A 22,837-nucleotide genomic window follows, 5' to 3' on the forward strand; every position below is an offset into this window, starting at 1 on the left:
GGAAGCATGTTGAGAAAACAGCAACAAATGCAAAGTCCTTCACCGGAAGCCCAGGAGCTATTGGCGCAACTTTACGATATTCAGGAACCGACCCCCATCAGCTGGTGGCCACCGGCTCCCGGTTGGTGGATTCTCGCCGCAATACTCTTGTTAAGCGTTTTGGGAATCACCCTGTTAGTCAGTTACCAACGTAAAAAAGCGGCGCGCAATCGTTACCGTATTGAGGCTATTAAACTGCTGGAAGCTGTAGATAATACTCAGGCAACAGCTACCGCAGAAATTAATGAGATCCTCAAGCGTGTTGCCGTAACTACCTTTGGTAGATCTCATTGTGGAAACCTCACCGGTGATCAATGGCTGAGCTTCCTGGAGAAATCTGCAGCCCATAAGTGCCCTCCAGATGCACGCCAAGCTCTACTGGAGCAACTCTACCGTGGAGTTTCTGACCCTCGAAATAACCAGGCACTACGCGAATATGCAATCACCTGGGTGAAAATACACGGTCTGCAGTCCCACCAGCCCTCTGCATTAGTACACAAGGAGGCTGCCGGTGTTTGAATTCGCTTGGCCGTGGGTTTTCATTCTCATACCTTTGCCATTACTTGCCCGCTGGCTACTCCCCAGAGCCAAGCCTATCAGCAGCGCTTTAAAGGTTCCTTTTTACGCTGACCTATCCCAGCGCAGTGGCGGCGAGCAGCGCAACTACTTCGGCTTACTATTACTCATTGTGATTTGGCTGCTACTAATAAGTGCCGCCGCTCGACCCCGGTGGTACGGCGAGCCAATCACCCAGACCAGTAGCGCCCGTGATCTTTTAGTCGCAGTAGACATCTCCGGCAGCATGGAAACCCCGGATATGATGCTGGGCGGCCGGCCAGCGATGCGCATAAACGCCGTCAAACAGGTAGTTGGAGATTTTGTAGAACGCCGCCAGGGAGACCGGTTGGGACTAGTGTTGTTTGGTACCCGCGCTTACCTCCAGGCACCTCTCACTTACGACCGGGAAACCGTGGGCACATTATTGCGCGAAGCCCAGATTGGTTTTGCAGGCCAGGGCACTGCTATCGGGGATGCAATAGGTTTATCTGTAAAAAGGCTTACACAGCGCCCCGCGGATCAAAGAGTCCTCATACTCCTAACCGATGGTGCCAATACCGCAGGAGAGGTATCGCCACTAAAAGCGGCAGAGCTGGCACAACAGGCCGGGATTACTGTCTATACCATTGGCGTTGGAGCGGAGGAGATGGTGCAGCCCGGGTTGCTCGGCAGTCGTTTTGGCAGTCGCCGTATTAACCCCTCCCGAGACTTGGATAGCAAAACCCTTCAAGCTATTGCAGATGAAACCGGAGGGCGCTATTTCCGAGCGCACAACCCTCAGGAGCTTGCCAAAATCTACGCTGAGCTGGACGAATTGGAGCCAGTTGAACAGGAAGCGGAAAGTTATCGACCGCTAAAATCGCTGTTTATTTGGCCTCTAGGAATAGCTCTACTGCTTGCAGGAACCTGGGCCATCCTCCCTTTAGCAACCAATATGAGAGAGCTGCAAAGCAGCACCAAACAGAGACTTAATACCGGAGGCAAGGCCCTGTGAGTATTCCAGACCTTCTCCAGACCTTTCATTTCCTACGCCCCTACTGGCTGTGGTTACTAATTCCTGCCGCTCTGATTTGTTGGGGACTGGGAAGGACCATTCTCAACAGCGCACAGTTACAAAAGATTATCGATGCCGATTTGCTACCGCATCTCTTAATGCGTGGCGGCACCAGGCGTCCGTGGCTGTTTGCCCTGATATTTGCCATATTGGCGGCAATGATCATCTCCTTGGCCGGGCCAACCTGGCGAAAATTACCAACGCCGGTATACAGCAGTCAGGATGCCCTAGTCATACTCCTGGACCTGTCTCCATCCATGATGGCGACAGATCTCTCCCCTAACCGCCTAACCAGGGCACGCTTGAAAATCCTGGATATCCTACGCGAGCGCCAGGATGGGCTGACAGCCCTGGTCGCCTATGCCGGCGAGGCCCATGTAGTAACACCGCTCACCGAAGATACTGCTACGATTGCCAACCTGGTGCCTGCCCTATCCCCAGCAATCATGCCTGTGCCTGGCAGTAATATAGAAATGGCAGTCACCACAGGCATTCAGTTATTAAAAGATGGCGCTACCGGGCGCGGTCAGCTCCTGGCTGTCACTGACGGCATTGACCCTATCGCAGCGGATGCTGTGGCAAAGTCTCTTTCGGAGGCCAACGTTGAGCTAAATATTCTCGCGGTCGGTAGCGGCGAAGGCAGCCCCATTCCCCGGGGAAATAGCGGCGGCTTTGTCACCGATAGTAAAGGGGCGATCGTCATTTCCAATTTCGACCCCCGTGAACTCCGCCAGCTCGCTCAAGATAGCGGGGGCCGCTATGCAAAAATCACCGTGAACGACTCTGATATCGAGCACCTTCTTCCCCACTCTGAGAGCCCCCAAAAAGCTGAACTGACCGAAAGGGAATTCGACCAGTGGCGGGATGAGGGCCCTCTGCTCATTCTGCTCATACTGCCATTTGCCGCGCTTTTATTTCGTAAGGGGGCCCTAGCCTGTGCTCTACCCTTTGCATTGCTAGTAGGCTTTCCCAGCGACAGCTATGCGCTGGAATGGAAGGATTTGTGGCAGCGGAAGGACCAGCAGGGCCAGAAACTGCTTAATGAGGGGGAGCCCGGCCAAGCGGCAGAAACTTTCCGCAACCCACAATGGCGCGGCGCCGCCAATTACCGGGCCGGAGACTACGCAGCCGCCCAAAAAGACTTCTCCTTAAATAGCGATCCTCAAGCGCTCTACAACCTCGGCAATAGTCTCGTCCAGCAGGGCAATTACCAGCAGGCAATCGAAGCTTACGATAAGGCCCTGGAACAGGCTCCTCAATTTGCCGACGCAGAGCATAATCGGGAGATCGCGAAAAAGCTGCAGGAGCTGCACGAACGCCAGCAACAACAAGCTCAGCAGCAATCCGGGGAACAACAAAAACAGGAACAACAAGAGCAAGAACAACAGTCCGGAAATCAACAACAGCAAAGTCAACAGGACCAGCAGCAGGAAGACCAGCAACAACCGTCAACTAGTGAATCCCAAGCCTCGCAGCAGGAATCCGAGGGACAGGAGCAAGAACAATCGGCACAGCAACAACAGACTGCAAGCGAGCAGCAGGAAAACCAGGAACAGGAACAACAGAAAGCTCAGCAGGATGAAAAGGAACAAGAAGAGGGGCGGGAACAAGAGCAACCCGCTAATGCGAAGGAAAACACCCTGGACCCAGAAACCCAGCAAGCGCTGGATCAGTGGCTGCGGCAAATCCCTGACGATCCCGCTGGTTTGATGCGTGAGAAATTCAAGTATGAAAGCCTGCAAAGACGCCGGGCCTATCGCAGTGGGGAGTGGGAGCCCCCAGAAAATGGCGCTACGCAGAGGTGGTAAAAGTTCACCACTTATGGATTTCTGAGTGCCCTAATTTCGGAAAAGTTAATGGTACACGTAAACGAAAAGCAAATGATAAACAGCGTATTCAGCCAACTTGGCCTCTATCACTTGTTCTTTTTTTTGCTGTTACTTGGTAGCAGCAACCTTAGTTTCGCCAGTGACCTAACAGCCACTGTCGACAGGAATAAAATAGGCATCGATGAAACTGTCAACTTACGTGTGCGCTACTCCGGCGATGAAAACGGCGGGCAGCCTGACCTTGAGCAACTTGAGCAGGATTTCGATATCCTCTCCAGACAGCAATCCAATCAATACCGGGTAATAAATGGCCGCGCAGAAAGCTTTGTAGAGTGGACGCTTACACTCGCGCCCAAGCGTGAAGGAAAACTGTTCGTACCATCTTTCCACTACAAAGGCCAAGTATCAGATGCGATTCCAGTCACGGTTAGTGAAGCAGGCAATACTCCTGATGGCACCAACCGCAAGGCATTTTTGGAAATTGAGCTGGATAAAGATAAAGCCTATGTACAAGAACAGATACTGGTCAAAGTACGCCTGTACACCACTATTGGCTTACACGATATAGCCACAGAGCCTCTCCAGGTTGCCGGTGCTCACGTAGAAAAAGTTGATGAACAGCGCTATGAGCGCAAGCTGGATGGTATTAGCCATGCGGTATACGAGCTTACTTATGCGGTCTTCCCAGATAGCTCCGGTCAACTCTCCATCCCTGCCCTGACTTATGTAGCCATTGCTGGGCGCAGAGATCCCTTCTCTCTGTTTAATCGAAATAGCCAACGCCTACGCCTGCGCTCACAAGCGAAAACAATAGAAGTGCTTCCGAAGCCGGATAGTTATAGTGGAATTGACTGGCTACCAGCTGCGAGCCTGGGGATCGTGCAGAGTTGGAGTCAGGACCCAGATACATTTACTGTCGGCGAGCCTATCACTCGCATCCTCACTATTCGCGCTGAAGGCCTGAGAGCCGCCCAACTCCCACCATTGCCCAAGCTTGACGTAGAAGGGCTTAAGACTTATCCAGACCAACCCCAACAAGAGGACCAGATTGGCCCAAATGGAGTAACCGGCAGCCGTATAGAAACCACTGCAATCGTTGCCACCCAGCCTGGTGACTACCAACTCCCCGCTATTACTGTTACCTGGTGGGACACCAAGAGTAAAAAACAGCGGGCCACTCAGTTACCAGCTTTTCGTTTTAATGTCAGTGGTACAGCAGCAACCTCACCGCAAAATCAAGAACCTGGTCAATTACCCTCCCCGGCCTCTAGCACTACAAGCCTAGAAATCCAGGACTACTTTTGGCGCAACTTGGCTATAGCGGCAATCGCATCACACTTACTGTGGGTTATCTATTTTTACCGAACTCGCTGGAACAGCTACAGGCCAAACAGCCACCAAACTCCGAGGAATACGGCGGCACAGCGAGAATCAGCTCTAAGGAGGGCTGTGGATAGTGGAACACCGTCATACATCCAAAAAGCTCTTTTAGATTGGATTCATGTACGCTGGCCCCAGCTAAGAGGAAGCAACCTCACAGAAAGTACCCAACAATTAGCTTTTGAAGAGCTTGAAGAGCTTCATGGACTCTTAAGCGCAGCTATATATCAAGAACAGCCACGGCCGTTGAATCAACAGAAAGTCAAAGTTTTGGTGGAACGGTTGCTGGAAAAGCAATTGCCTTTTTCGGAAAGCACAGAAGAAGAATCTTTACCGAAATTATTTACCTAAGTAATACCCGCGCCCACAAAAAAGACTGCAAACATACACCCCTCCAAAAAGAGGGGTGAGCTCTACTATTATCACTTAATATTTTTTTGATAAAGGAAGTTTATCTACTCATAACATCAAGCAACAAGGAATCAAACCACTATAAAATCTCACCACTGGTGCGGACGCCCCCTAAACACACTCTTGACCTTAACGTTTAGAGTGACCTATCTAAGCACCAACAAAAAGAACTTTTGTTAAAAGTGCACCTCTTTTCCTGTGGCATTTTCAATAATTTTTTGGAGTACAGAGATAAATCCCAATCAGGGAAATCTAATTAACTGAAAAAATACAGGACAGACCATACGAATCATAGCATCCATATTAAAAAGCTTACCACTGAGAAGTTGCTCAGGCCGCAACAAACAGAACCTCGGGATAACTTTCCATTGGTGCAAATCTTAAAAATCTATAGCCCATCACCCTACCTAGCTGAAAACCTTCTAACTCTATAACTATAAATAAATTAGAGTTCTAGACCCGCAGCTTAAATACACACTAACTAGTTTTTTGCCAATTTAATTTAGAGCGACAAATCTCATAAAAATTATGATCTAAAGGATGAATCAATGTTAATCGATGTGGCTTTTTATGAATTCTAATTACATCTCCAGGCCGCGTAATAACCTGATCATGTCCATCACAAGTGACATATGGCTTAGCAATATTATGTTCACCAATTATGAGTTTAAACTCACTGCTACCTTCCACAACTATAGGACGACTGCTTAGGGTATGAGGATTAAGAGGCACCAGGACAATTGCATCTAGCTTAGGGTGCATAATAGGCCCCCCACCAGAAAGCGCATAGGCTGTTGAGCCTGTTGGAGTGGAAACGATTAAACCATCCGATCTCTGTGTATATACGAACTGACCATCAATATACAAATCAAATTCAATCATCCGAATAAACTCACCCGGATGGAGCACCACATCATTGAGAGCAGCCCCCTTGCCAACTTGCTTTCCGGCTCTCGTGACAGACATATCTAATAAAAATCGACTCTCAGCCATATACTTCCCAGACAACACCTCCCCAACCTTTTCTTCGACCTGGCCTGGCATAATATCTGTTAAGAAACCTAAACGTCCCCGATTAACCCCCAATAGCGGAACACTATACTTAGCAAGCGCCCTCGCTGCCCCAAGAAGACTTCCGTCACCACCAACAACAATAACTAAATCACACAATTCGCCAAGCCGCTCCTTGGAAGACACTCTAACATTGTGCCCTGATAGCGCCTCTGCCGTATTAGTTTCCAGAACTATTGAATAACCTTCTTTTTGAAGGAATGACATTAAACGCTCGAGTGATATAACTGCACTCTCACTTTCTGTACGACCAATTAGACCTATATTTTGAAACTCAGTCACCATTCCCCCTATACATATTTAGTACCCCTCAACAGCCAGCTGAATACCCGCTCAGTCGATACTAACTGGCTAGGTGAAACCCCGAGAGCCCAAACCCCCATTATGCCGGAGACTAACTTTTCAGTCGAACTTGCAGAAGTCAGGAGAAAGCACAAAGTCATCATAGACTACGACGCACACTTTCCCGACAAACTTGTAGATTTATGAGGTTCACTACGTCACCTCACCTAATATTTGAGCAACTCCTATTCATAACCGCGCCTTCCCTGAAGGCCCCCGGAATGAACTATAAGAACACGCTCCCCATGAGAGATATTTCCACTATTATTAATCTTTTGAAGGGCATTAAATAACTTCACAATATAAACAGACTCAATCGGGATCCCAGAGTGATCTTCGAGTATACGCTGTAACTCTCTTAATTCCGCTGAGAGCTTCCCATAGCCTCCTCCATGATATCCCCCTAACAAACACCCCATTCTTTCATTAGACAAGAGGTGAGGCACTTGCACTCCGGCCTGGATACTCTTGTTAATCTCTGAAGATTGGCCAAGCACAGTAAGCCAATGTTGCGCGCTTTTCCGAACACTCTCCCCTGCTTTTAAAACCTCAACCCCAACAACAGACGATCTCTGAATACTTGAACTAAGCCCAGCAAAGGTAGCTCCAGTCCCACAGGCTACCCAAACTTGATCAAAATCTACTGGCGCCGTGCGCTCTATTACACGTCCCAATAATTGAGTACCTCGCACGCCAGCCAGATTAGCCCCCCCCTCAGGTACAAAGTAGACGCCTTGATTTTCAAGCCCCAACTCCTCTATAAAGCCCGATTCATAGCGTCGTCGATACTGCGCTCTTGTTACAAAAATTAATTTCATTCCAAGGCGTTCAGCATCCCGTAAAGTAGCACTAAGCACCGGCGGCCTTTCACCGCGAATAATACCTATAGTATTAAAGCCAAAGCGAGTTCCAGAGGCTGCAACTGAGTGTATATGGTTTGACCAAGCCCCGCCGCATGTAACAATTGTCTCAGCCCTTTGATTTCTGGCCTCAATCAAATTATGGATAAGTTTGTAAGCCTTATTTCCTGATATTAGTGGATCGATCAAATCGTCACGCCTGACCCAAACATCCAAACCAGGAAACAAGCCGCCTCTAACCTGCTGGTATGGAATTCGAAAAGCCGCATCAGTAAATACCTGAAGATCTAGTCGGTCTAAAAAATGGGGCATCATGGACAAACCTTATAAAAAACTATTATGCCTATTTGGGGGGCACCTATCAGATACATTAAACTTATTATCCGCTCTGCCAAGAGCATTTCCCCTTTACCAATTTAAACCAAAACATCAATATTCTAATTAGGCACACATCAATGTTTTTAAAACCATGAGACGACAATTAATCCAAAAGAAATTGAGGTGTACTAAAGGACAAGCCTCTACATCATAACCAAGTCAGCCTATAGCCTGCATTTCAACTGAAAAAGGCTTCGGTACGAGTGGGCCAATATCACCATATCCAAAAAGCGGCTTCAATTTAGATGCAGTAGTTCATACAATAATTTTTCGAGCAGATGCCGTGCCTAACAATTGTCGGAATACATAAAAATAACTACAAAATGCAAAAGCTTCAGCCAGGTTCATGTGGTGCAGTAACGACAGCTAGCCTCGCAATGCGACTTCCGCATAAACCTACTTCCGGGGGAGACTGACCTGCAGCCCCTATCTTGCACCAGGTCCAATTCTGTAGTCACCTCAAATCAACAAGGAATATGAACCCACCTTAAGCCAGTAAAATGACTATATATCCATAACCATACACCTCAAAGCCCCCTGAAGGAACAATCTACCTAATAGGGGATGGGGGTGAAGATTGTCGGCAGGTATGATACTTCCGGCTAGCAGGCGGTATTTAACTAGAACTCAGGCCTTTATAGGCAGAGCAAGAAACTCAGAAGCTTGCCACATAACCGATATGACTTGTGAGTATATGAACAGCTGAAGGTCGAAAATTATTCAATATCGGCGACCACAGAAATGTTTCCCCAGCCTAAACAGCCACAAAAAAGGCCCGCACTTTCGTGCGGGCCTTTTTTTAATCTGGCGGACCGGACGGGACTCGAACCCGCGACCTCCGGCGTGACAGGCCGGCATTCTAACCAACTGAACTACCGGTCCTCGGTAGTAAACTTCTTAGAAAGAAGTTGGTGGGTGGTACAGGGGTCGAACCTGTGACCTACGGCTTGTAAGGCCGTCGCTCTCCCAACTGAGCTAACCACCCGATGCTCTTTTCTTTAAGGGCCTTGCCCCCTTGAGCGAGGCGCATATTACCGGATTGGAATTTATTGTCAACAATTTTCGCGCCAAAAGTAAGAGTTACTAATCTTGGGCCTCTTCAGAGGGAGCAGAAACCGGTGCAGCCATCACATCCACCTCATCCACACTCACCTCCTGCATAATTTTGCCCTGCCGATAGTCGGGATCAATCAAGTGACCAGCTATCTTCACAGGGATTTCCATTGGAATTAACTGCTCCTTAGGGCGCGCCAAATCCTGCTCATTGAAGTTACACACCCCAGTAGGAAAAATGCGCAGCAAATCATCAATTCGTCCAGTAATTTCTTCCGTGTGAGGACCATATACGCCTTTTGCCAAGGCTCTCTCTACAGGCTGTAATGCACACTTGAAAATATCATCAGTAATCGGTGCACCGGCCACCTGCCTGGAAGTGCTATGAATCGGGTACTCGCGCATACATTTCCCGGAAGCCAAGCCGTTCCATTCACCATTCCAAACTTCAGGACCAGCCGCTAGTACATTGCCCTCCCGGTCAAAGCAGCGGTCGTTGGCGCCTTCAGGCCGATTGCCTACCACACCCTTCGAAGGATTATTAATAATGTTCTGCATCCAGCGATCAACTATATCGAGCGCTTCATCCACTGGGTTGTGGTCCTTGTGACTCACCCAGATCAAGTGGTTGTCTGCATGACCCCGAGCACGGCGAATACGCTCACGTGCAGAAAAAGAAGCTGAGCTATGGTGCATATCGGGCTCTTTATCCAGATAGTGGCGCATATCCACTATCGGAATCTCAACATCTCCTAGAAAAACATGGCCCGACCGGTAGATCCCATTAATCGCCTCCATACTTGCGCGGCTCCGTTTTGCCGGCTTTGCAATTGTACCCAAGTTTAAATTTTGCTCGCTCCAAACAGATAGCTTCACTGGCAATAAGCCTCCGTTTAGAAACCACAACTTTTCATCACTCTGGTTTTCCTGTGCCTTCCACCCTCCAATAGATGCATTCACCTTTAAAAAGGTATCGATGCTTATATCCCCATTTACCAGTGCCTTTAAACCATACTGAACACCTTCATTATCCCAAGTACTATTGGCATAACCATTCTCTCCAGCGCCATAGAATTGACGCAGGTTCTCCCAATGAGTCCAGTGGACATTATCTACAACAGAGGTAGAAAAACTCTTAAAAAAATGTACAAAGTTAGGGTTATTAACCAAGGGCACTAGCCCTCGCCACCCTTCCACACACTCCGTTGCCCCTCGAGCTCGGTTCCTATAGCGGCTATCAAATAAAGAAGCTGCAACGTTGATCATGTGGAAGCGACTATTCACTTCAGGGTTAGCAGCGAGCCCCTGAAGAATTGAACGCTCCTCTACACTCTTCCAGCGAGGATTATCGGCATCCTGCACATCAAAGAAGTATTCCAGCGGCTCACAATCGAATGCGTAGATAGTCTGAGTGACCATATCCGGATACGAGTAGAGAGGGATTGCAGCATCCAATAAACCAGGGGCATTTTGGGCAAACAAGTACTGCTGGATAGCCCCCCCCGATCCACCTATACCCACTGTATACATTGGCTCGCCATAAAGGGCTTCGAACTGCTTCTTTAATCGACGCGCTGTATCCTCCGCCAGCCACATATTGTAGTGGTTGCGGGTTTGGTTTGCTGTCGAATAAACAATTGCATATCCACGCGCCAACTGATCCACTCGCCGCCTGGTTACATCGCCTTTATTGAGGTTACCTTGGCGCCCCCCAATACCGACACCTCCCCTAAATTGATAAATTAACCGCCGGTTCCAATTGCTGCCATTAGGTGCCTCTGCAGTTTCCCCATCCCCCCGCAAAGCAGCAATCGCATAGAAATGCCGATTAATAGTGCCTGTCTCTACGCGTATAATGAAATCCACTTGGCGCCCATTTACAGTCACTTTATCAATATCATTTCGCGCCTCAAACAGATAGCGAAACTTTCCATCAGTTGTACTGCGATAGAAATAGGTAACCTCAGTTGCATGACTACAGTCGCGACTATACCCAATAACTTCCTTTGTTTTTTCGCCTGCCTCATTCAGCGCAAAAACAGGTACCCCCTCTTTGACCTGGTTATCGACCAACGGCTGTTTATTCGTAATGGCATTTCTTCCGCAAAAGAATGGATACTTGGATGGACCGGTAAACAGGGTCTCCACAGGGCCAACTTCACCTATCGAGATCGGAAATGGAAAGTATTCTGGCGGGCGAGACATCATCCTCGGATGAGGGCCAGTATATGCAGGTGTAGGGTCATAATTTAGTGCGCCACTAGGCACCCCCAGTACAGGAGCATCTACTTTTCCATGTACTTTTGGCAGCTTCTCATACGCAACCCACGCAACTGCTCCCAACACAGCCAGCAAGAACAAGAAAAAAACTGAGAGAAACCATGCTCCCCTTGTCGACATAAACGCCTCCACAGCCGTCAACTTCTGTATCTGGTACAGGTTGATTATATGAAGGGATAAGCAAGGCAGCCGCTAGTTGGCGCCGGTGAGGACATCTAGGGCCAAAGTATCAGTAGCCGGAAGCAGATATCTTATCTATGGAAAGTCAAATCAAGTACTTATTGAAAGTTAAAAAGGAGGCGCTATGGCCCCCTCTCAAGACGAACTTAAGGAAATAAATTAGCCTTTAGTGATGACGCCTTTCTCCTGCAATGTAGAGATAATTATCTCCACTTCTTGTTCAAGAGTCATTTCAGCAGTGTTTAGGTGTAATTCAGGGGAGAGCGGGGCCTCATAGGGATCATCAATGCCTGTGAAACCTTTGATCTCTCCGGCTCTAGCCTTTTTGTATAACCCTTTCGGGTCCCGCGACTCAGCCTCTTCAAGAGGGCAATCCACAAAAACTTCTAGGTAAGGAAGATCGCCAGATTCGTGTATTTTTCTGACCATGTCACGATCATCACGGTATGGACTAATAAAGCTACTCAATACCACAACCCCGGTATCTGCAAAAAGCTTGGAGATCTCACCTACCCGACGGATGTTCTCCTGTCGATCTTCAGCAGAGAAGCCAAGGTTGGAGTTGATACCCAGGCGAATATTGTCCCCATCCAAGCGATAACTTAGCACGCCCCTAGCGGCCAGAGCCCTTTCTACAGCAACTGCCACAGTGCTCTTGCCAGAACCAGACAAACCAGTGAACCAAAGGGTCGCGCCTTTATGACCAAGGATTTTCGCCCTTTTCTCCCTAGTCACTTCACCCTCATGCCAATGAACATTGGTCGCTTTGCGTTCAACTGTAGTAGTCACCGATCACTCCAAGATTTCACATACCATTCCTATGCACCCCACCATTAGCACCAAGTACCAACTAGCGGGGAAGTTTGGGCGCCAATTATCAAGGATTCAAGGGGATGACGTAAAGGGATTGCTTATAGCTATTTTGGGGGCGGAGGTTCATCCAGTGAATAATAAATGACGAACTAAATTGCCCTAAAAGCCAAAAAAAAGGAAAAAACGACTACTTAGAAAGGGAGAAATTCCCCAACTCCATTGGATAGCCCCAAAATTACTCTCCCAGGCTCAGCCACCAACTCAGCTAGACTTCACCCACCTAATATAAGGTCGCAGTATCCATAAGCTATGGGGAGAGGTCCAAGATGGGGCGAATCATCATATTATGCGGTGATTTTACTGAAGATTATGAACTGGCAGTTCCATTCCATTGCCTGAAGATGCTTGGACATGAAGTGAAAACCACTAGCCCTGGCAAAGTTGACGGCCAATACATCACTACATGCATCCACGACTTCAACGATCGCTATCAAGCGGTTACAGAGTGGGAGGGGCACCGATTTATGGTTGATAGAGCATTAAATGGGGTAGATGCGAATGACTACGATGCTATCATACTTCCCGGAGGTCGCGCCTGCGAAACCTTGAGAAACGATCCACTCGTCAAATCACTAGTAATAGCTTTTGCAGAATCCCAGAAAGTCGTAGCGACAATCTGTCGCGGACTCCAGATTCTACTCGCCACGGGCCTAATGAAAGACCTACCAGTAACTGGTCACCCTGTATGCCAGGCTGAGGCAAGCTTAGCAGGGGCACACTGGAAAAAGTTGAGTTTTGATGAGACGCTTGTTAACAAGAATTTCGTGATGGGCACAGAATGGCCAGGGTTATACGCATGGCTTCGTGATATTCGGACAGCTCTAAAGAGTGAGTCTCCCAGCTAACAACTAGGTAAACCCATTTTAAGTATCTTTGTGAGTGCTAGAGAAAGCCTCTTATCTTATCTCTTGCTGACTGGCCATCGCTGCCCGATGAAAAGATCGAGCTACTCTCGAGCTTTTATAGAAATCAACTTATCCAACACGGACCCTGTAACAGCGTGTGTGGCTCGACCCATTGATTCCAGCTGAAATGTAATTACTATTCCGAGCCTGATCGAAGGCACTCTAAGCCACAACATGTTGAGCCAGCCCCCAGCAGGGCACCTCAAATTACGGTAGCTTCCAGTTAGAAACCTGTAGCCTGATATAGTCAAGTTTCGGCTACAGGTGAGGAAAAATTGCCTTTTTGGTCACACAAAAAAATTAATTAATCTATTACCAATGAAGGAATAAAATGAAGTACTTCCTAGATGCGCTAAGTAAATATGCAGACTTCTCTGGACGCGCCCGTCGCACTGAATTTTGGATGTTTACCCTCGTTTATTTTGTACTTTCCATCGGTATAAGCATACTAGATGCTGCGCTTGGTGCCGGGTTCCTTGCAATCTTATTTGCCCTTGCAATGCTAGTCCCAACTATCAGCATCACTGCACGCCGCCTACATGACACTGGTAGAAGTGGTTGGTGGCAGCTTTTGAGTCTGATACCTCTTATTGGCGGAATAGTTCTAATTATTTTTCTAGTACTTGATAGTACAGAGGAGAATAAATGGGGCATCAGCCCAAAATTTGCATAATTGACATGTAGGCAAGTTAAATTATTGATGTGGCCTAGACTCAAATAGGCCGCATCATTCCTCTCACTCTAGGCCTAGCCTTTACAAAAACTATTAAATATCTTAAAAGTTATAGAATTTTGCATATCCTCGATATAGCTATGCAGACTCGAATCCCTCTTGAGCATCTTGCAATGCCTTGAACTAATAAAATAACCTGTGAGGTATGGTGGACTATAAACCAAAAGCGGCCCCTTCTAACATTCATCTATTTTCCAACCCCACCCCTGCCGCCTCCCACTGGATATTTAATTGGAATCCAAACCATCCGTAATCAATTAACCACTTATCACAAGGACAACACTGCCAAACCGGAGTTAATACAGCTCTAATCTCTTAAGCCCTGCATTATGTATGGGCTCTTTAAGGCTCCCATAGAGAAACTCGTAATTAGCCTTAAGCCGCCTATCCACGTCGTTGGAAATTAGAGCAATCCTGTTTTTACATGCAATATGTCTTTCGAGCAAACAAGTGCAATAAAGCCCCGTTAATCTGGTTAAAGATATCGGGGTCGTGCTAACCTCTGACTCCTATAGGTAATTGAAAAACCCTACAATTCATGGGGTTTGGCTTTGAGAAAGGGGGTATTAGCCAATGGCAAAGAGCGTTTTGGATAGGTTCAAGATTCGCAAGGGAAAGGTTTTTGAGGCACCGCTGGAAGAAGCATTTGGCCGCTTGGTTACTCCATTTGAAGAGTTCATCCATCGCCAAAGCAGTAGTGGGATTTTGCTAATGCTATCAGCACTGGCAGCGCTTATTATCGCTAACTCCCCTCTTCAAGATACCTATAAACACCTACTACATATGCCTATCAGCTTAGGTACAGGTGATTGGGAGCTTTCTCTGTCTTTACACCACTGGATCAATGACGGCCTGATGGCCATCTTCTTTTTTCTAGTAGGGCTGGAGCTTAAACGTGAATTTCTTGTAGGAGAGCTCTCCGACCTGCGTCAAGCTGTATTGCCTGTAATGGCGGCTATCGGCGGCATGCTAGTACCTGCTTTAGTTTATACCTCTTTTAATATTGGCGGAGAGGCAGGGCGTGGATGGGGTATCCCCATGGCTACTGATATTGCTTTCGCAGTAGGATGCATTGCGTTACTAGGGAACAGGGTTCCCCGTGCAGTGGTCACTTTCCTAGTTGCCCTAGCTATTGTTGATGACCTCGGCGCAATCCTCGTGATCGCCATCTGGTATACCGAGCAGGTGAACGTTATAGCTCTAATCGCATCTGGAAGCCTAATTGTAATAATGGGGCTTCTTAACGCTGCCGGCGTACGTCGATCATCAGCCTACGTATTCCTTGGGATACTATTGTGGTATGGACTTTACTTAGCAGGCGTTCATGCCACGCTTGCAGGCGTCATTACCGCTATGGCATTACCTGCCAAGCCAAAATATGATCCTGTTGCTTTTAGCACATTTGTAAAGGATATTATCCGCAGCTTTGACCGCTGCTTCCGCCCAGGCGACAAGATTATTGCCAACGATGCACTACGCGCGCGTGTTATGGCCCTGGGTAATGGCGTGAGCCTCGCCCAATCCCCCCTGCAGCGTATGGAAACCCGTTTACATATCCCTGTTGGCTTTCTTGTAATCCCAATATTCGCCCTCGCTAATGCTGGCATCCCATTCGATAGCTTTAGTAGCTCAGCGGCAGTTTTTAACCCAGTTACTCTTGGAGTTATAGGAGGCTTGGTCTTTGGTAAGCTCGTGGGTATTGTGGGCGCAACCTGGATTGGCTGGAAGTTAGGATGGGGGAGATTACCCAAGGCAGCTAATTTTCAACATATAATCGGTGTGGCATTGCTCGCAGGTATCGGCTTTACCATGTCAATCTTTATCGCCGAGCTTGCGTTTAGCTCCCAGTATGAGCTACTAATTCAGGCCAAAGCTGGCATTCTACTAGCCTCTGTAATAGCTGGAACCGCGGGCTTTCTGGTATTACGCAATGCTCCTGCGACCACTACCACTGATGATGATGAAGAGGCTCAAGGCGACGACTTCGATTATCCAACTCAATCTTTATCCCAGTAAACATTAGCTTTAGCGCAACCTAGAAAAACTGAATCAAGCACTCCTTTGGCCGAGTAAATTCTTGTTACTCGGCCTTTCAATTCTACGTTCTGCAATAATTAACCATGATAACAAGCGCACGCTGAAGTTAATGATCGAGATCACCACTTAGCAAGGTTTAACCATAAAACCAGCATCGCTGCTTGCATAGTAGCATTCAGATTTTGCAAACCTGCCCAAAACCTTTCTACGTAAGGCCAAGCTAAACCAATAGATTAAACCCCGACAAAGCTATACGCACAGTATTTCTCTAGCTCCAGGAAGTTAAATTCTGACTAAAGTTACATCACAATGCGCATGATTCACTATACCATTTGCCGTAGATCCAATAATAGAACTCAACCCTTTCTTGGAATGAGTACCCAGCACGATTAAATCTACCTTCCTCTTCACAGATTCCTTACATATGATTTCGTAAGGTTTTCCTACCTTAAGAGCCCTGTTCTTTTTGGAAATACCAAAATCGGATACGATATCTTCAAATTTCGGCAGAGCACTCTCCTTTAACTCCTTCTGATAATCCCTCGGCAAGAAGCCATAAGGCAACACATTTAGAACAAACAATTTACTTTCAAATTTCTTCGAAAGCTCTACCGCTTTTGAAAGAACAAGCCTGCCTTCATGTGATGCCTCTATAGCACATAGAATGCTCTTATACATCTTTTAATCTCCTATGGTATATTAATGCTCTTCATGGAAAAAACACCTAAACAAAACCACAAAATCAAAATTACCAGTACATTAACCAGTCAAAATTTGACCGCCCCTCCCTCTATAACCCGCTTGGAAATCATGTAGAATTTATCATCATTAGATCAAAATCACGAGTTAATTAGCCAAAAACAATAAAACGGCTTCAGCAATAAAATCATCGCTGCTTGGACATTCACCTCGAAACTAAAACCCCTATGAAACTTTTACTATCCTGAACCAAGAATATCATGTAAGCTTAAAACAGTATAAGCTTGTTAAAATTAGAGCAATAACAAAAAGTTACTCCCTGCTAAAAAACTGAGTTTTTAGCAATATAGAGAAGGGTAAGTTGGATGAAGCAATTACAATTAGAGCTTACAGCATTACTATTGAACGCAAAAGCCAAGCAGAGAAGTATTTATCGTCAAGATAACTTATGCCTAGCCTAGGAGTTTTCCACTCTTAACTAGGCCCTCTATTCACAATTATGAAATCAGATAAGCCGAGAGCGCTGACTTCATAAAGCCTGATATAGATAAGACCCGATTAAGATGCCGTACATCATCAAGGTTATATCGAGAGGCATAGTATATAGACTTGCGACCTTAAAGAAAGTAAATTTAAACCTAAAGGCAGCTTATAGCTTTAGGCATCTCGGCACAATTAATGAGCCGCAAACCGCGAGAAAATATACCTCCTAGAACGGGAGCCAACAGCACCAAAATATTAATAAAACCACCTACCATTGCGTATCTATATTGCAAAGTGTACTCTCACCCATACAGGCTTCTATGAAGATGGCCCGCTGATTTTACAACAACCATTGGCAACCTGCTTCATGGGTCAAAGTTAAAGCTGCCAGTGATGTTAGAGATAGACCTCAGAAGGGAAGTGGCATAAAACCCATATCTATACAAAGAAATACAATCAACAGCTGATATGTTTATCATGCCTAAATCGAAAATATCCAGGGAAAGTAAATATTTTAGATTAATCTTCGCTCTTCCTGCCTTCCGGTTTCGAAAACATCGAAACACTCATTTCTATAAAATTCAAGCTTTTTGCCGCCACCTGCTCTTACCTAAATCAAAACACTAAGATTTGTGAGCAATTTTTAACTAAGCTCCCTCACAACTTTCTCCCCTCACCTGCCATTTCAGTATCAACCCCAAGATCAAGATCAAGACCAAACATCTCGACAGGTTCTCTGTGCCGTCAATCTAACAGTCGTTCGCTAAAAAACTAATCTCAATAATTATGAATTTGATTTAGCATTCGCAAAACTGCCGTCGTTTCAAACACCCATGCCAGCTCTTTTGCAAAAGCGAGGGAGTTGGTGAGATGGAAATTATATAATCTTAAAGCTGGTCGAGCTCACTTACCCCCCAGATCCTGCCACATTCAGATCAAAATCATTGACATTTTAAACATTCTTAATTTCGTTTTACCATTAAAAATTAAACGTTACATCATCTTTCTGTAAGCATAATTCGCTCACCCCAAAAAAATTCAGAGCCCCTAAATTTGGAAAAAACTCAGGGTCCCCCCCCGATATCATCAATTATCCAAACCAGATGAATAATGCAAAAATATATTTAGATAGCTTCCACAAGAGTAAGCATGGCCAGTTAGCATGCCAATTTGGAAGATAGACTTAGAAATATCCAAAAAATCAGATTAAGTGCATACCGCCATAGATGGCTCAAGATCAAAAAAGGAACCACCCAATTCACCTTATTGATCAATTATCTTGGTTTAAGATGAATATAGTAAAGTCGAAGTAAAATCTACGTTTGATTACAGCTATGTGCAGTTGTTCCATCCTCTGCATATCTGTTTCTCATATAATTGTCTGATTATTCGTACCTATTCACAACTCTGCATCGGAGTCTCAGGTAACCAAGCTAGAATCTAGCAGACCGGCACAGGCTTTTAATTAATGGAAATATTTCGAACTAATAGCTACTTTCACTTGTCCCAGTCACAAGTAGCTTTTAAGTTTACATATAAATCTCAACTATAAAGATTGAAAGTTGGTAGAAAGTATGCTATCCATTTGTTGGCAGCTATAGAATTTTATCAACAGGAAGTATCATTCGATGAAAAATAGTAATATATTTTTACTGATTATAATCACTGCGATGGCTTCTAATTTTGCTACTGCTAATAAGCCCTCCCCATCGGAGGCTTTGGCTGCTCGGCCTTTACATTCAAACAGCCTCTATAACAGTAAGCTGCCTAACAATGCCCTACCACTATCCTCTATAATTACCATCTTAGAGCAGCATAATTATACACCAATAGACATAGAGTTAATGGGTGACCAATGGGTCATTAAAGCCTATAAAAACTACCAAAGATTTGAGCTGAAGGTAAACCTTTTTTCTGGAGTTATTCTCTACGAGAGAATTAGCAGCCATTAGGTTGCACTCAAAAAAAGATGGGAAGTTATAAATATTCACCCTCCTAAGTAAATTCAGAGCACGCCTCCTCAAAAAAACAATATTTAACTTATGATAACTGGGAATTTACAGCTGATTTTCAAGCACTTTTTTGCACAAAGCACTCTTTCATCAATGTGTTACACTCTGCATTTGGTAAGAGTTCTACTTTTTAGCAAGTAAACAAACTGTATATATAAACACCGCTTAGCTTAAAACTCAATCATTCATACCCCATCTTCCAATAGCTGGAAGCTCAAGGTTGATTATTAAGATACTCTTAGGGGCATCCTGGAATAGACAAACAACTCTGTGTATTTATCAACCAAAAATAAAATGACGTTCATATAGGGCTGATTGATACCTTTAAGCCCCACCTTAATCAGTCGTCTACATATTAAGTCACAAAGATTACTATGACGAAGCCGGTAAGGGTCTCCCACTAACCATGAATATCATTTCTTTAAAATCAAAAGAAACCTACTTAAAACCCCTTCCGCTAGATGGCCTTCACAAGGTTGTTTACGTTATACTTCTGCCGCCCATATTCAGGGGTTTATGTATACCTAATTATAAAACGAGGGTAAATAGAGGTATGATGAAACAAGTTGGTAGCTCAATCGGAGCTTTGTCTTTTCTATTAGGCTCAAGCAATATACTAGCATATGGAGATGGCGATGACCCTCTCTGCAAATATGGCTGCCTTATGTCGACTAGTGCAGAAATTACTGAAATACGAACATACACTCACCAGGCTGAACTAGTCGTCGCCGTTGATACCGGGTTTGAAGAATGCCCAGAAGGTGGGTTCGTTGCTAAAGACTCCATTAATCGTATGGAATTAACATCGCTACTTTTAAGTGCCTTTCATTCTAAAACACCAGTAAAGCTTCAGGTCTATAAAAGTAATGAATGGTATGCTTCGGAAGGAAAGACACATTGTATGATTAGAGCTGTTAGGCTGTACCAGAAATAGTATTAGATGGCAGCTGTAGCTGCCCACGATCCTAGGGTCGCTATATTTACAAATAGATATATCTATCTTTCAGTTATCTATACCAGCATAAAAAATCATCATCGAGAACTAATTTAAAGTATTTATAACGTTTAAAAAGAAGTTTTTTATTATTTCAATAATGACAACCCTTTCAGCTCTCTTTACACAATCATATGCATATTTAGAATGTGGCTACATCGATGTAAAAGGTATCACAGTGCAAGCAACTCGCGATAATGGTAGTGCTTTTGTAAATACACTACGTACACACGTAAATTATCAGGGAGATTGTAGCGGGGTTATGTATACCTACCTTAAAAATTCAAAAGCTTCTTACCCAAGGGTTTTATCTACAATATTATCTGCACAAGCTTCAGGAAAAAAGTAAGTGTAAATGTTAAAGAATCAAGCGATATATCTTCAAATGCACATGAAATTGAATGGATTAACAATTGGGAATGATGAAATTACCATTGGGTTAATTGGTATCATAAGCTGCGCATAGCAGACAGTTAAAATCAAGCAGCCCCAGATTAGGTCAGGGCTACTTTTCTGCTTAACAGCACGGCACACGTGTAATCTCAAATTGTATACATTTAGGAATCTGAACATGTTAAAAAAATTAGTTTTTAGTTTTATGATTAGCGGGATATCTATGAGTTCTTTATCAGCTTCTCAGGATATTGAAATAACAGGTATAGGCATAAGTGAATCTACGAAAACTGTCTATATAGGCGTTTATCCAAGCATTTCTGATACACCATGCAGTGGAAGCTCACAAGTAAGAATTTCTCTTGCCAGCAGCTTCACTGCTAAAGAAGTGTATTCAGCTGCATTAACTGCTTTTGCTAGCTCAAAAACAGTCAATATAGGATACGATGATTCAAGCTCAGCAGAGTGCCTGTTCAACAACCCAATAATACAGACGCTCTACATTAAAAAATAGCCCCGAAAAATATTTGAAAATACGTTATCAAAACTAAAAAATAGAGAAACAATGATGAGAAAGATTATTTTATTTAGCCTTTTCCTATCAATGGAAACCTTAGCAAATGGCTGGAGCGGAATTCGGGATATTGAAATGATACAGCAAAGGGAGTGCTCATCGGAGAATAAAGGCTTCGAGATTACGTTCAAAACTGATCACAAAAACCCTGACAGCTGCTCCAACCCTCGAATTGTTAATTTATCTTGCACACAGCCAGGTTATGAAACAATGGTTTCCATGGCGTTAACAGCATTGGCCACAGGAAAAGGAATTGATACCTGGGTTGCCGGTTGCGACTCAGAGGGACATGCAAGAGTAGCATCAATGACATTACGGCCATAGATTAACTAGGACAACTTTTGGTTATTGACTTCATTAGCTACCTCTCACGGTCAACCAAAATAAATAGGAGAAAATATGAAAATATCTATAATATTACCTTCAATTATTATAATGTTCACATCAGCACTGGCACATTCAGGGGCTTCGACAGAAGGGGGAATTGAACGCCTCTATTCCCAAGAAGAAGGTAATGTTGTACTCTGTTTAGAAGAAGGGTTTAACGATGCCGCGAAAAGTAAGCGCCTTACTTACAATGGTTTTACAGGTACATCCACTTCCGCTGACCCCATCTTAAAACCTACTTTACTGTCAGCTAGTATAGCAAAGAGAAAAGTAAAGTTACTTTTAGAAGGCTGCCAAGGCTCCTGGATAAAAAATTAAAGCCACCTACATAACCGAATAGCAAAACAAACCTCGACAACAGAGACTCTTTGAGCAGAGCGACTTGTATTGAGATCCAGTCGTCTCTGCCTAGAGTTAAATACTTATGAATATGGCCTACACTTAGCAATAAAGTCACCATCTTCAGGAAATCCTCAACTTATCTTTAAAGATAGGTCACACGAGAGGCTTTTAAATTTTCAATGTTTTCTTAGGACTATCAGTTCCTTGGTAGCTAAGAGTATTTGGCGAGAATACAAATCCATCACCACTGACAAGTACTGCCATTGACCCTTAACCTTAAGGTAAGTTATGTCAGGAACCCAAACTTGATTCTTGCTTTTAGGCACAGCTCCTTCCGATCTAAGATTCTCCCCAGAGGCTAGGAAACGCTTTATGCCTGGTGCCCTACGTGTCACTCTCGTAACTCTGGCTACGACTCCTAATTCCTGCATCAGCCGGGCTACGCGCTTACGGCTAACTTCATAGCCCTTGGTCAGCAGGGCTTTCCAAATTCTTGGACTACCATAGCGCCCTGCAGAGTCATCCTAATCTTTTGAATCTGAACCTTTAGATCATCATCTTGGTGTTTTCGGTGCGATCGCGGCCTCTTCAGCCAGTCATAATAGCCACTGCGCGATACTCCTAGCCACTGACAAGTTCTTTTGATACCTAGTTCTGATCCGAACCTCTGGATAAATCGATATCTTGCTGATGTTCCTCCGCAAGAAACCGTTGCCACTTTTTTAGCAAATCAAGCTCCTGCTTTAATTTACGATTCTCCGCCTCCAAACGCTTTACCCTAGAAAGTTTCTTTTCTTTTCTAGAGACTACATCAGTAAGCTTTCTTCGCTTATCTGCCAAAATCTTCCCTTCCTGAAACGCTTTTCACCATCATGACAGCATGAAAGGGTGAATGTCGAGAGTTTTAGCCACTTCCTTAACTTGAATGCCCTCTATCAAGCTAAGCATTACCGCTTTCACTTTGAATTCG

The 22,837-nt window shown here is 45.1% G+C and carries 19 protein-coding genes, 2 tRNA genes and 1 pseudogene; 12 read left to right on the forward strand and 10 right to left on the reverse strand.

Features of this window, described 5'->3' with window-relative positions; translation table 11 throughout:
• The first annotated feature begins 6 nt into the window (after positions 1-6).
• From G367_RS25100 to G367_RS0110655, 4 genes are all read left to right on the forward strand, one after another.
• Entirely contained in the window at positions 7-558 is a 552-nt protein-coding gene (locus G367_RS25100; RefSeq protein ID WP_020413117.1) for a DUF4381 domain-containing protein, read from the forward strand.
• Positions 551-1,591, forward strand: coding sequence for a vWA domain-containing protein (locus tag G367_RS0110645; RefSeq protein WP_020413118.1), 1,041 nt, complete (start codon positions 551-553; stop codon positions 1,589-1,591). The genes G367_RS25100 and G367_RS0110645 overlap by 8 nt, the downstream gene beginning before the upstream one ends.
• Entirely contained in the window at positions 1,588-3,459 is a 1,872-nt protein-coding gene (locus tag G367_RS0110650; protein ID WP_020413119.1) for a VWA domain-containing protein, read from the forward strand. Before G367_RS0110645 ends, G367_RS0110650 begins: the two co-directional genes overlap by 4 nt.
• Positions 3,460-3,531: 72 nt before the next feature.
• Positions 3,532-5,211, forward strand: coding sequence for a BatD family protein (locus G367_RS0110655; RefSeq protein ID WP_245556683.1), 1,680 nt, complete (start codon positions 3,532-3,534; stop codon positions 5,209-5,211).
• 537 nt (positions 5,212-5,748) lie between these two features.
• Here the strand turns inward: G367_RS0110655 and G367_RS0110660 are convergent.
• From G367_RS0110660 to cysC, 6 genes are all read right to left on the reverse strand, one after another.
• Positions 5,749-6,624 carry an NAD(+) kinase gene (locus G367_RS0110660; protein ID WP_026305068.1) on the reverse strand — a complete coding sequence of 292 codons (876 nt, stop codon included), beginning with the start codon at positions 6,622-6,624 and terminating at the stop codon, positions 5,749-5,751.
• Between the two features lie 245 nt (positions 6,625-6,869).
• Entirely contained in the window at positions 6,870-7,859 is a 990-nt protein-coding gene (locus G367_RS23615) for a 1-aminocyclopropane-1-carboxylate deaminase/D-cysteine desulfhydrase (protein ID WP_020413122.1), read from the reverse strand.
• A gap of 868 nt (positions 7,860-8,727) precedes the next feature.
• A tRNA-Asp gene (locus G367_RS0110670) sits at positions 8,728-8,804 on the reverse strand.
• Positions 8,805-8,831: 27 nt separating this feature from the next.
• Positions 8,832-8,907 (reverse strand) — tRNA-Val (locus G367_RS0110675).
• A gap of 98 nt (positions 8,908-9,005) precedes the next feature.
• Positions 9,006-11,375 carry a DUF6351 family protein gene (locus G367_RS0110680; RefSeq protein WP_020413123.1) on the reverse strand — a complete coding sequence of 790 codons (2,370 nt, stop codon included), beginning with the start codon at positions 11,373-11,375 and terminating at the stop codon, positions 9,006-9,008.
• A 219-nt stretch (positions 11,376-11,594) separates the two neighbouring features.
• A complete protein-coding gene (gene cysC / locus G367_RS0110685; protein WP_020413124.1) occupies positions 11,595-12,224 on the reverse strand; it encodes an adenylyl-sulfate kinase in 630 nt (209 codons plus the stop codon).
• 350 nt (positions 12,225-12,574) lie between these two features.
• Between cysC and G367_RS0110690 the strand changes: the two genes are divergently transcribed.
• The 3 genes from G367_RS0110690 (at position 12,575) to nhaA (ending at position 15,962) form a co-directional block, all read left to right on the forward strand.
• Positions 12,575-13,153: a DJ-1/PfpI family protein gene (locus tag G367_RS0110690; RefSeq protein WP_020413125.1), complete on the forward strand. Its 579-nt coding sequence runs from the start codon at positions 12,575-12,577 to the stop codon at positions 13,151-13,153.
• A 391-nt stretch (positions 13,154-13,544) separates the two neighbouring features.
• Positions 13,545-13,886, forward strand: coding sequence for a DUF805 domain-containing protein (locus G367_RS0110695; protein WP_020413126.1), 342 nt, complete (start codon positions 13,545-13,547; stop codon positions 13,884-13,886).
• A 633-nt stretch (positions 13,887-14,519) separates the two neighbouring features.
• Positions 14,520-15,962 (forward strand): Na+/H+ antiporter NhaA, encoded by a 1,443-nt coding sequence (gene nhaA, locus G367_RS0110700; RefSeq protein ID WP_020413127.1) that lies wholly within the window; start codon positions 14,520-14,522, stop codon positions 15,960-15,962.
• Between the two features lie 303 nt (positions 15,963-16,265).
• Here the strand turns inward: nhaA and G367_RS0110705 are convergent, their stop codons facing one another.
• Positions 16,266-16,661, reverse strand: coding sequence for a universal stress protein (locus G367_RS0110705; RefSeq protein ID WP_020413128.1), 396 nt, complete (start codon positions 16,659-16,661; stop codon positions 16,266-16,268).
• A gap of 2,132 nt (positions 16,662-18,793) precedes the next feature.
• On the opposite strand from G367_RS0110705, the gene G367_RS0110710 reads away from it, so the two are divergent.
• The 5 genes from G367_RS0110710 (at position 18,794) to G367_RS0110725 (ending at position 21,843) form a co-directional block, all read left to right on the forward strand.
• Positions 18,794-19,117, forward strand: a complete 324-nt coding sequence (locus G367_RS0110710) for a hypothetical protein (protein WP_020413129.1) — start codon at positions 18,794-18,796, stop codon at positions 19,115-19,117.
• Positions 19,118-19,730: 613 nt separating this feature from the next.
• Positions 19,731-20,111 (forward strand): hypothetical protein, encoded by a 381-nt coding sequence (locus G367_RS0110715; protein WP_157533456.1) that lies wholly within the window; start codon positions 19,731-19,733, stop codon positions 20,109-20,111.
• Positions 20,112-20,742: 631 nt separating this feature from the next.
• The gene (locus G367_RS26135; protein ID WP_157533457.1) at positions 20,743-21,078 is read left to right on the forward strand and encodes a hypothetical protein; all 336 of its coding nucleotides are present in this window, start codon (positions 20,743-20,745) and stop codon (positions 21,076-21,078) included.
• Positions 21,079-21,129: 51 nt separating this feature from the next.
• Positions 21,130-21,462, forward strand: coding sequence for a hypothetical protein (locus G367_RS0110720; RefSeq protein ID WP_020413131.1), 333 nt, complete (start codon positions 21,130-21,132; stop codon positions 21,460-21,462).
• A 75-nt stretch (positions 21,463-21,537) separates the two neighbouring features.
• Positions 21,538-21,843, forward strand: coding sequence for a hypothetical protein (locus G367_RS0110725; protein ID WP_020413132.1), 306 nt, complete (start codon positions 21,538-21,540; stop codon positions 21,841-21,843).
• Between the two features lie 200 nt (positions 21,844-22,043).
• Here G367_RS0110725 and G367_RS27120 read toward each other — a convergent pair.
• From G367_RS27120 to G367_RS27240, 3 genes and pseudogenes are all read right to left on the reverse strand, one after another.
• Positions 22,044-22,376, reverse strand: a pseudogene (locus G367_RS27120) (IS3 family transposase); the annotation flags it as partial.
• Positions 22,377-22,515: 139 nt separating this feature from the next.
• A complete protein-coding gene (locus G367_RS25650) occupies positions 22,516-22,707 on the reverse strand; it encodes a hypothetical protein (RefSeq protein ID WP_020413134.1) in 192 nt (63 codons plus the stop codon).
• Between the two features lie 30 nt (positions 22,708-22,737).
• Positions 22,738-22,827, reverse strand: coding sequence for a hypothetical protein (locus G367_RS27240; protein ID WP_169337087.1), 90 nt, complete (start codon positions 22,825-22,827; stop codon positions 22,738-22,740).
• Positions 22,828-22,837: the final 10 nt, after the last annotated feature.

Source organism: Microbulbifer variabilis ATCC 700307, assembly GCF_000380565.1.
In the GTDB taxonomy this organism is placed as follows: Bacteria; Pseudomonadota; Gammaproteobacteria; order Pseudomonadales; family Cellvibrionaceae; genus Microbulbifer; species Microbulbifer variabilis.

Coding starts and splice junctions, on each gene's coding strand:
- G367_RS25100 (WP_020413117.1), top strand. CDS start 7: ATGTTGAGAAAACAGCAACAAATGCAAAGTCCTTCACCGGAAGCCCAG.
- G367_RS0110655 (WP_245556683.1), top strand. CDS start 3,532: ATGATAAACAGCGTATTCAGCCAACTTGGCCTCTATCACTTGTTCTTT.
- G367_RS23615 (WP_020413122.1), bottom strand. CDS start 7,859: ATGATGCCCCATTTTTTAGACCGACTAGATCTTCAGGTATTTACTGAT.
- G367_RS0110680 (WP_020413123.1), bottom strand. CDS start 11,375: ATGTCGACAAGGGGAGCATGGTTTCTCTCAGTTTTTTTCTTGTTCTTG.
- G367_RS0110690 (WP_020413125.1), top strand. CDS start 12,575: ATGGGGCGAATCATCATATTATGCGGTGATTTTACTGAAGATTATGAA.
- G367_RS0110695 (WP_020413126.1), top strand. CDS start 13,545: ATGAAGTACTTCCTAGATGCGCTAAGTAAATATGCAGACTTCTCTGGA.
- nhaA (WP_020413127.1), top strand. CDS start 14,520: ATGGCAAAGAGCGTTTTGGATAGGTTCAAGATTCGCAAGGGAAAGGTT.
- G367_RS0110705 (WP_020413128.1), bottom strand. CDS start 16,661: ATGTATAAGAGCATTCTATGTGCTATAGAGGCATCACATGAAGGCAGG.
- G367_RS0110710 (WP_020413129.1), top strand. CDS start 18,794: ATGAAAAATAGTAATATATTTTTACTGATTATAATCACTGCGATGGCT.
- G367_RS0110715 (WP_157533456.1), top strand. CDS start 19,731: ATGATGAAACAAGTTGGTAGCTCAATCGGAGCTTTGTCTTTTCTATTA.
- G367_RS26135 (WP_157533457.1), top strand. CDS start 20,743: ATGTTAAAAAAATTAGTTTTTAGTTTTATGATTAGCGGGATATCTATG.
- G367_RS0110720 (WP_020413131.1), top strand. CDS start 21,130: ATGATGAGAAAGATTATTTTATTTAGCCTTTTCCTATCAATGGAAACC.
- G367_RS0110725 (WP_020413132.1), top strand. CDS start 21,538: ATGAAAATATCTATAATATTACCTTCAATTATTATAATGTTCACATCA.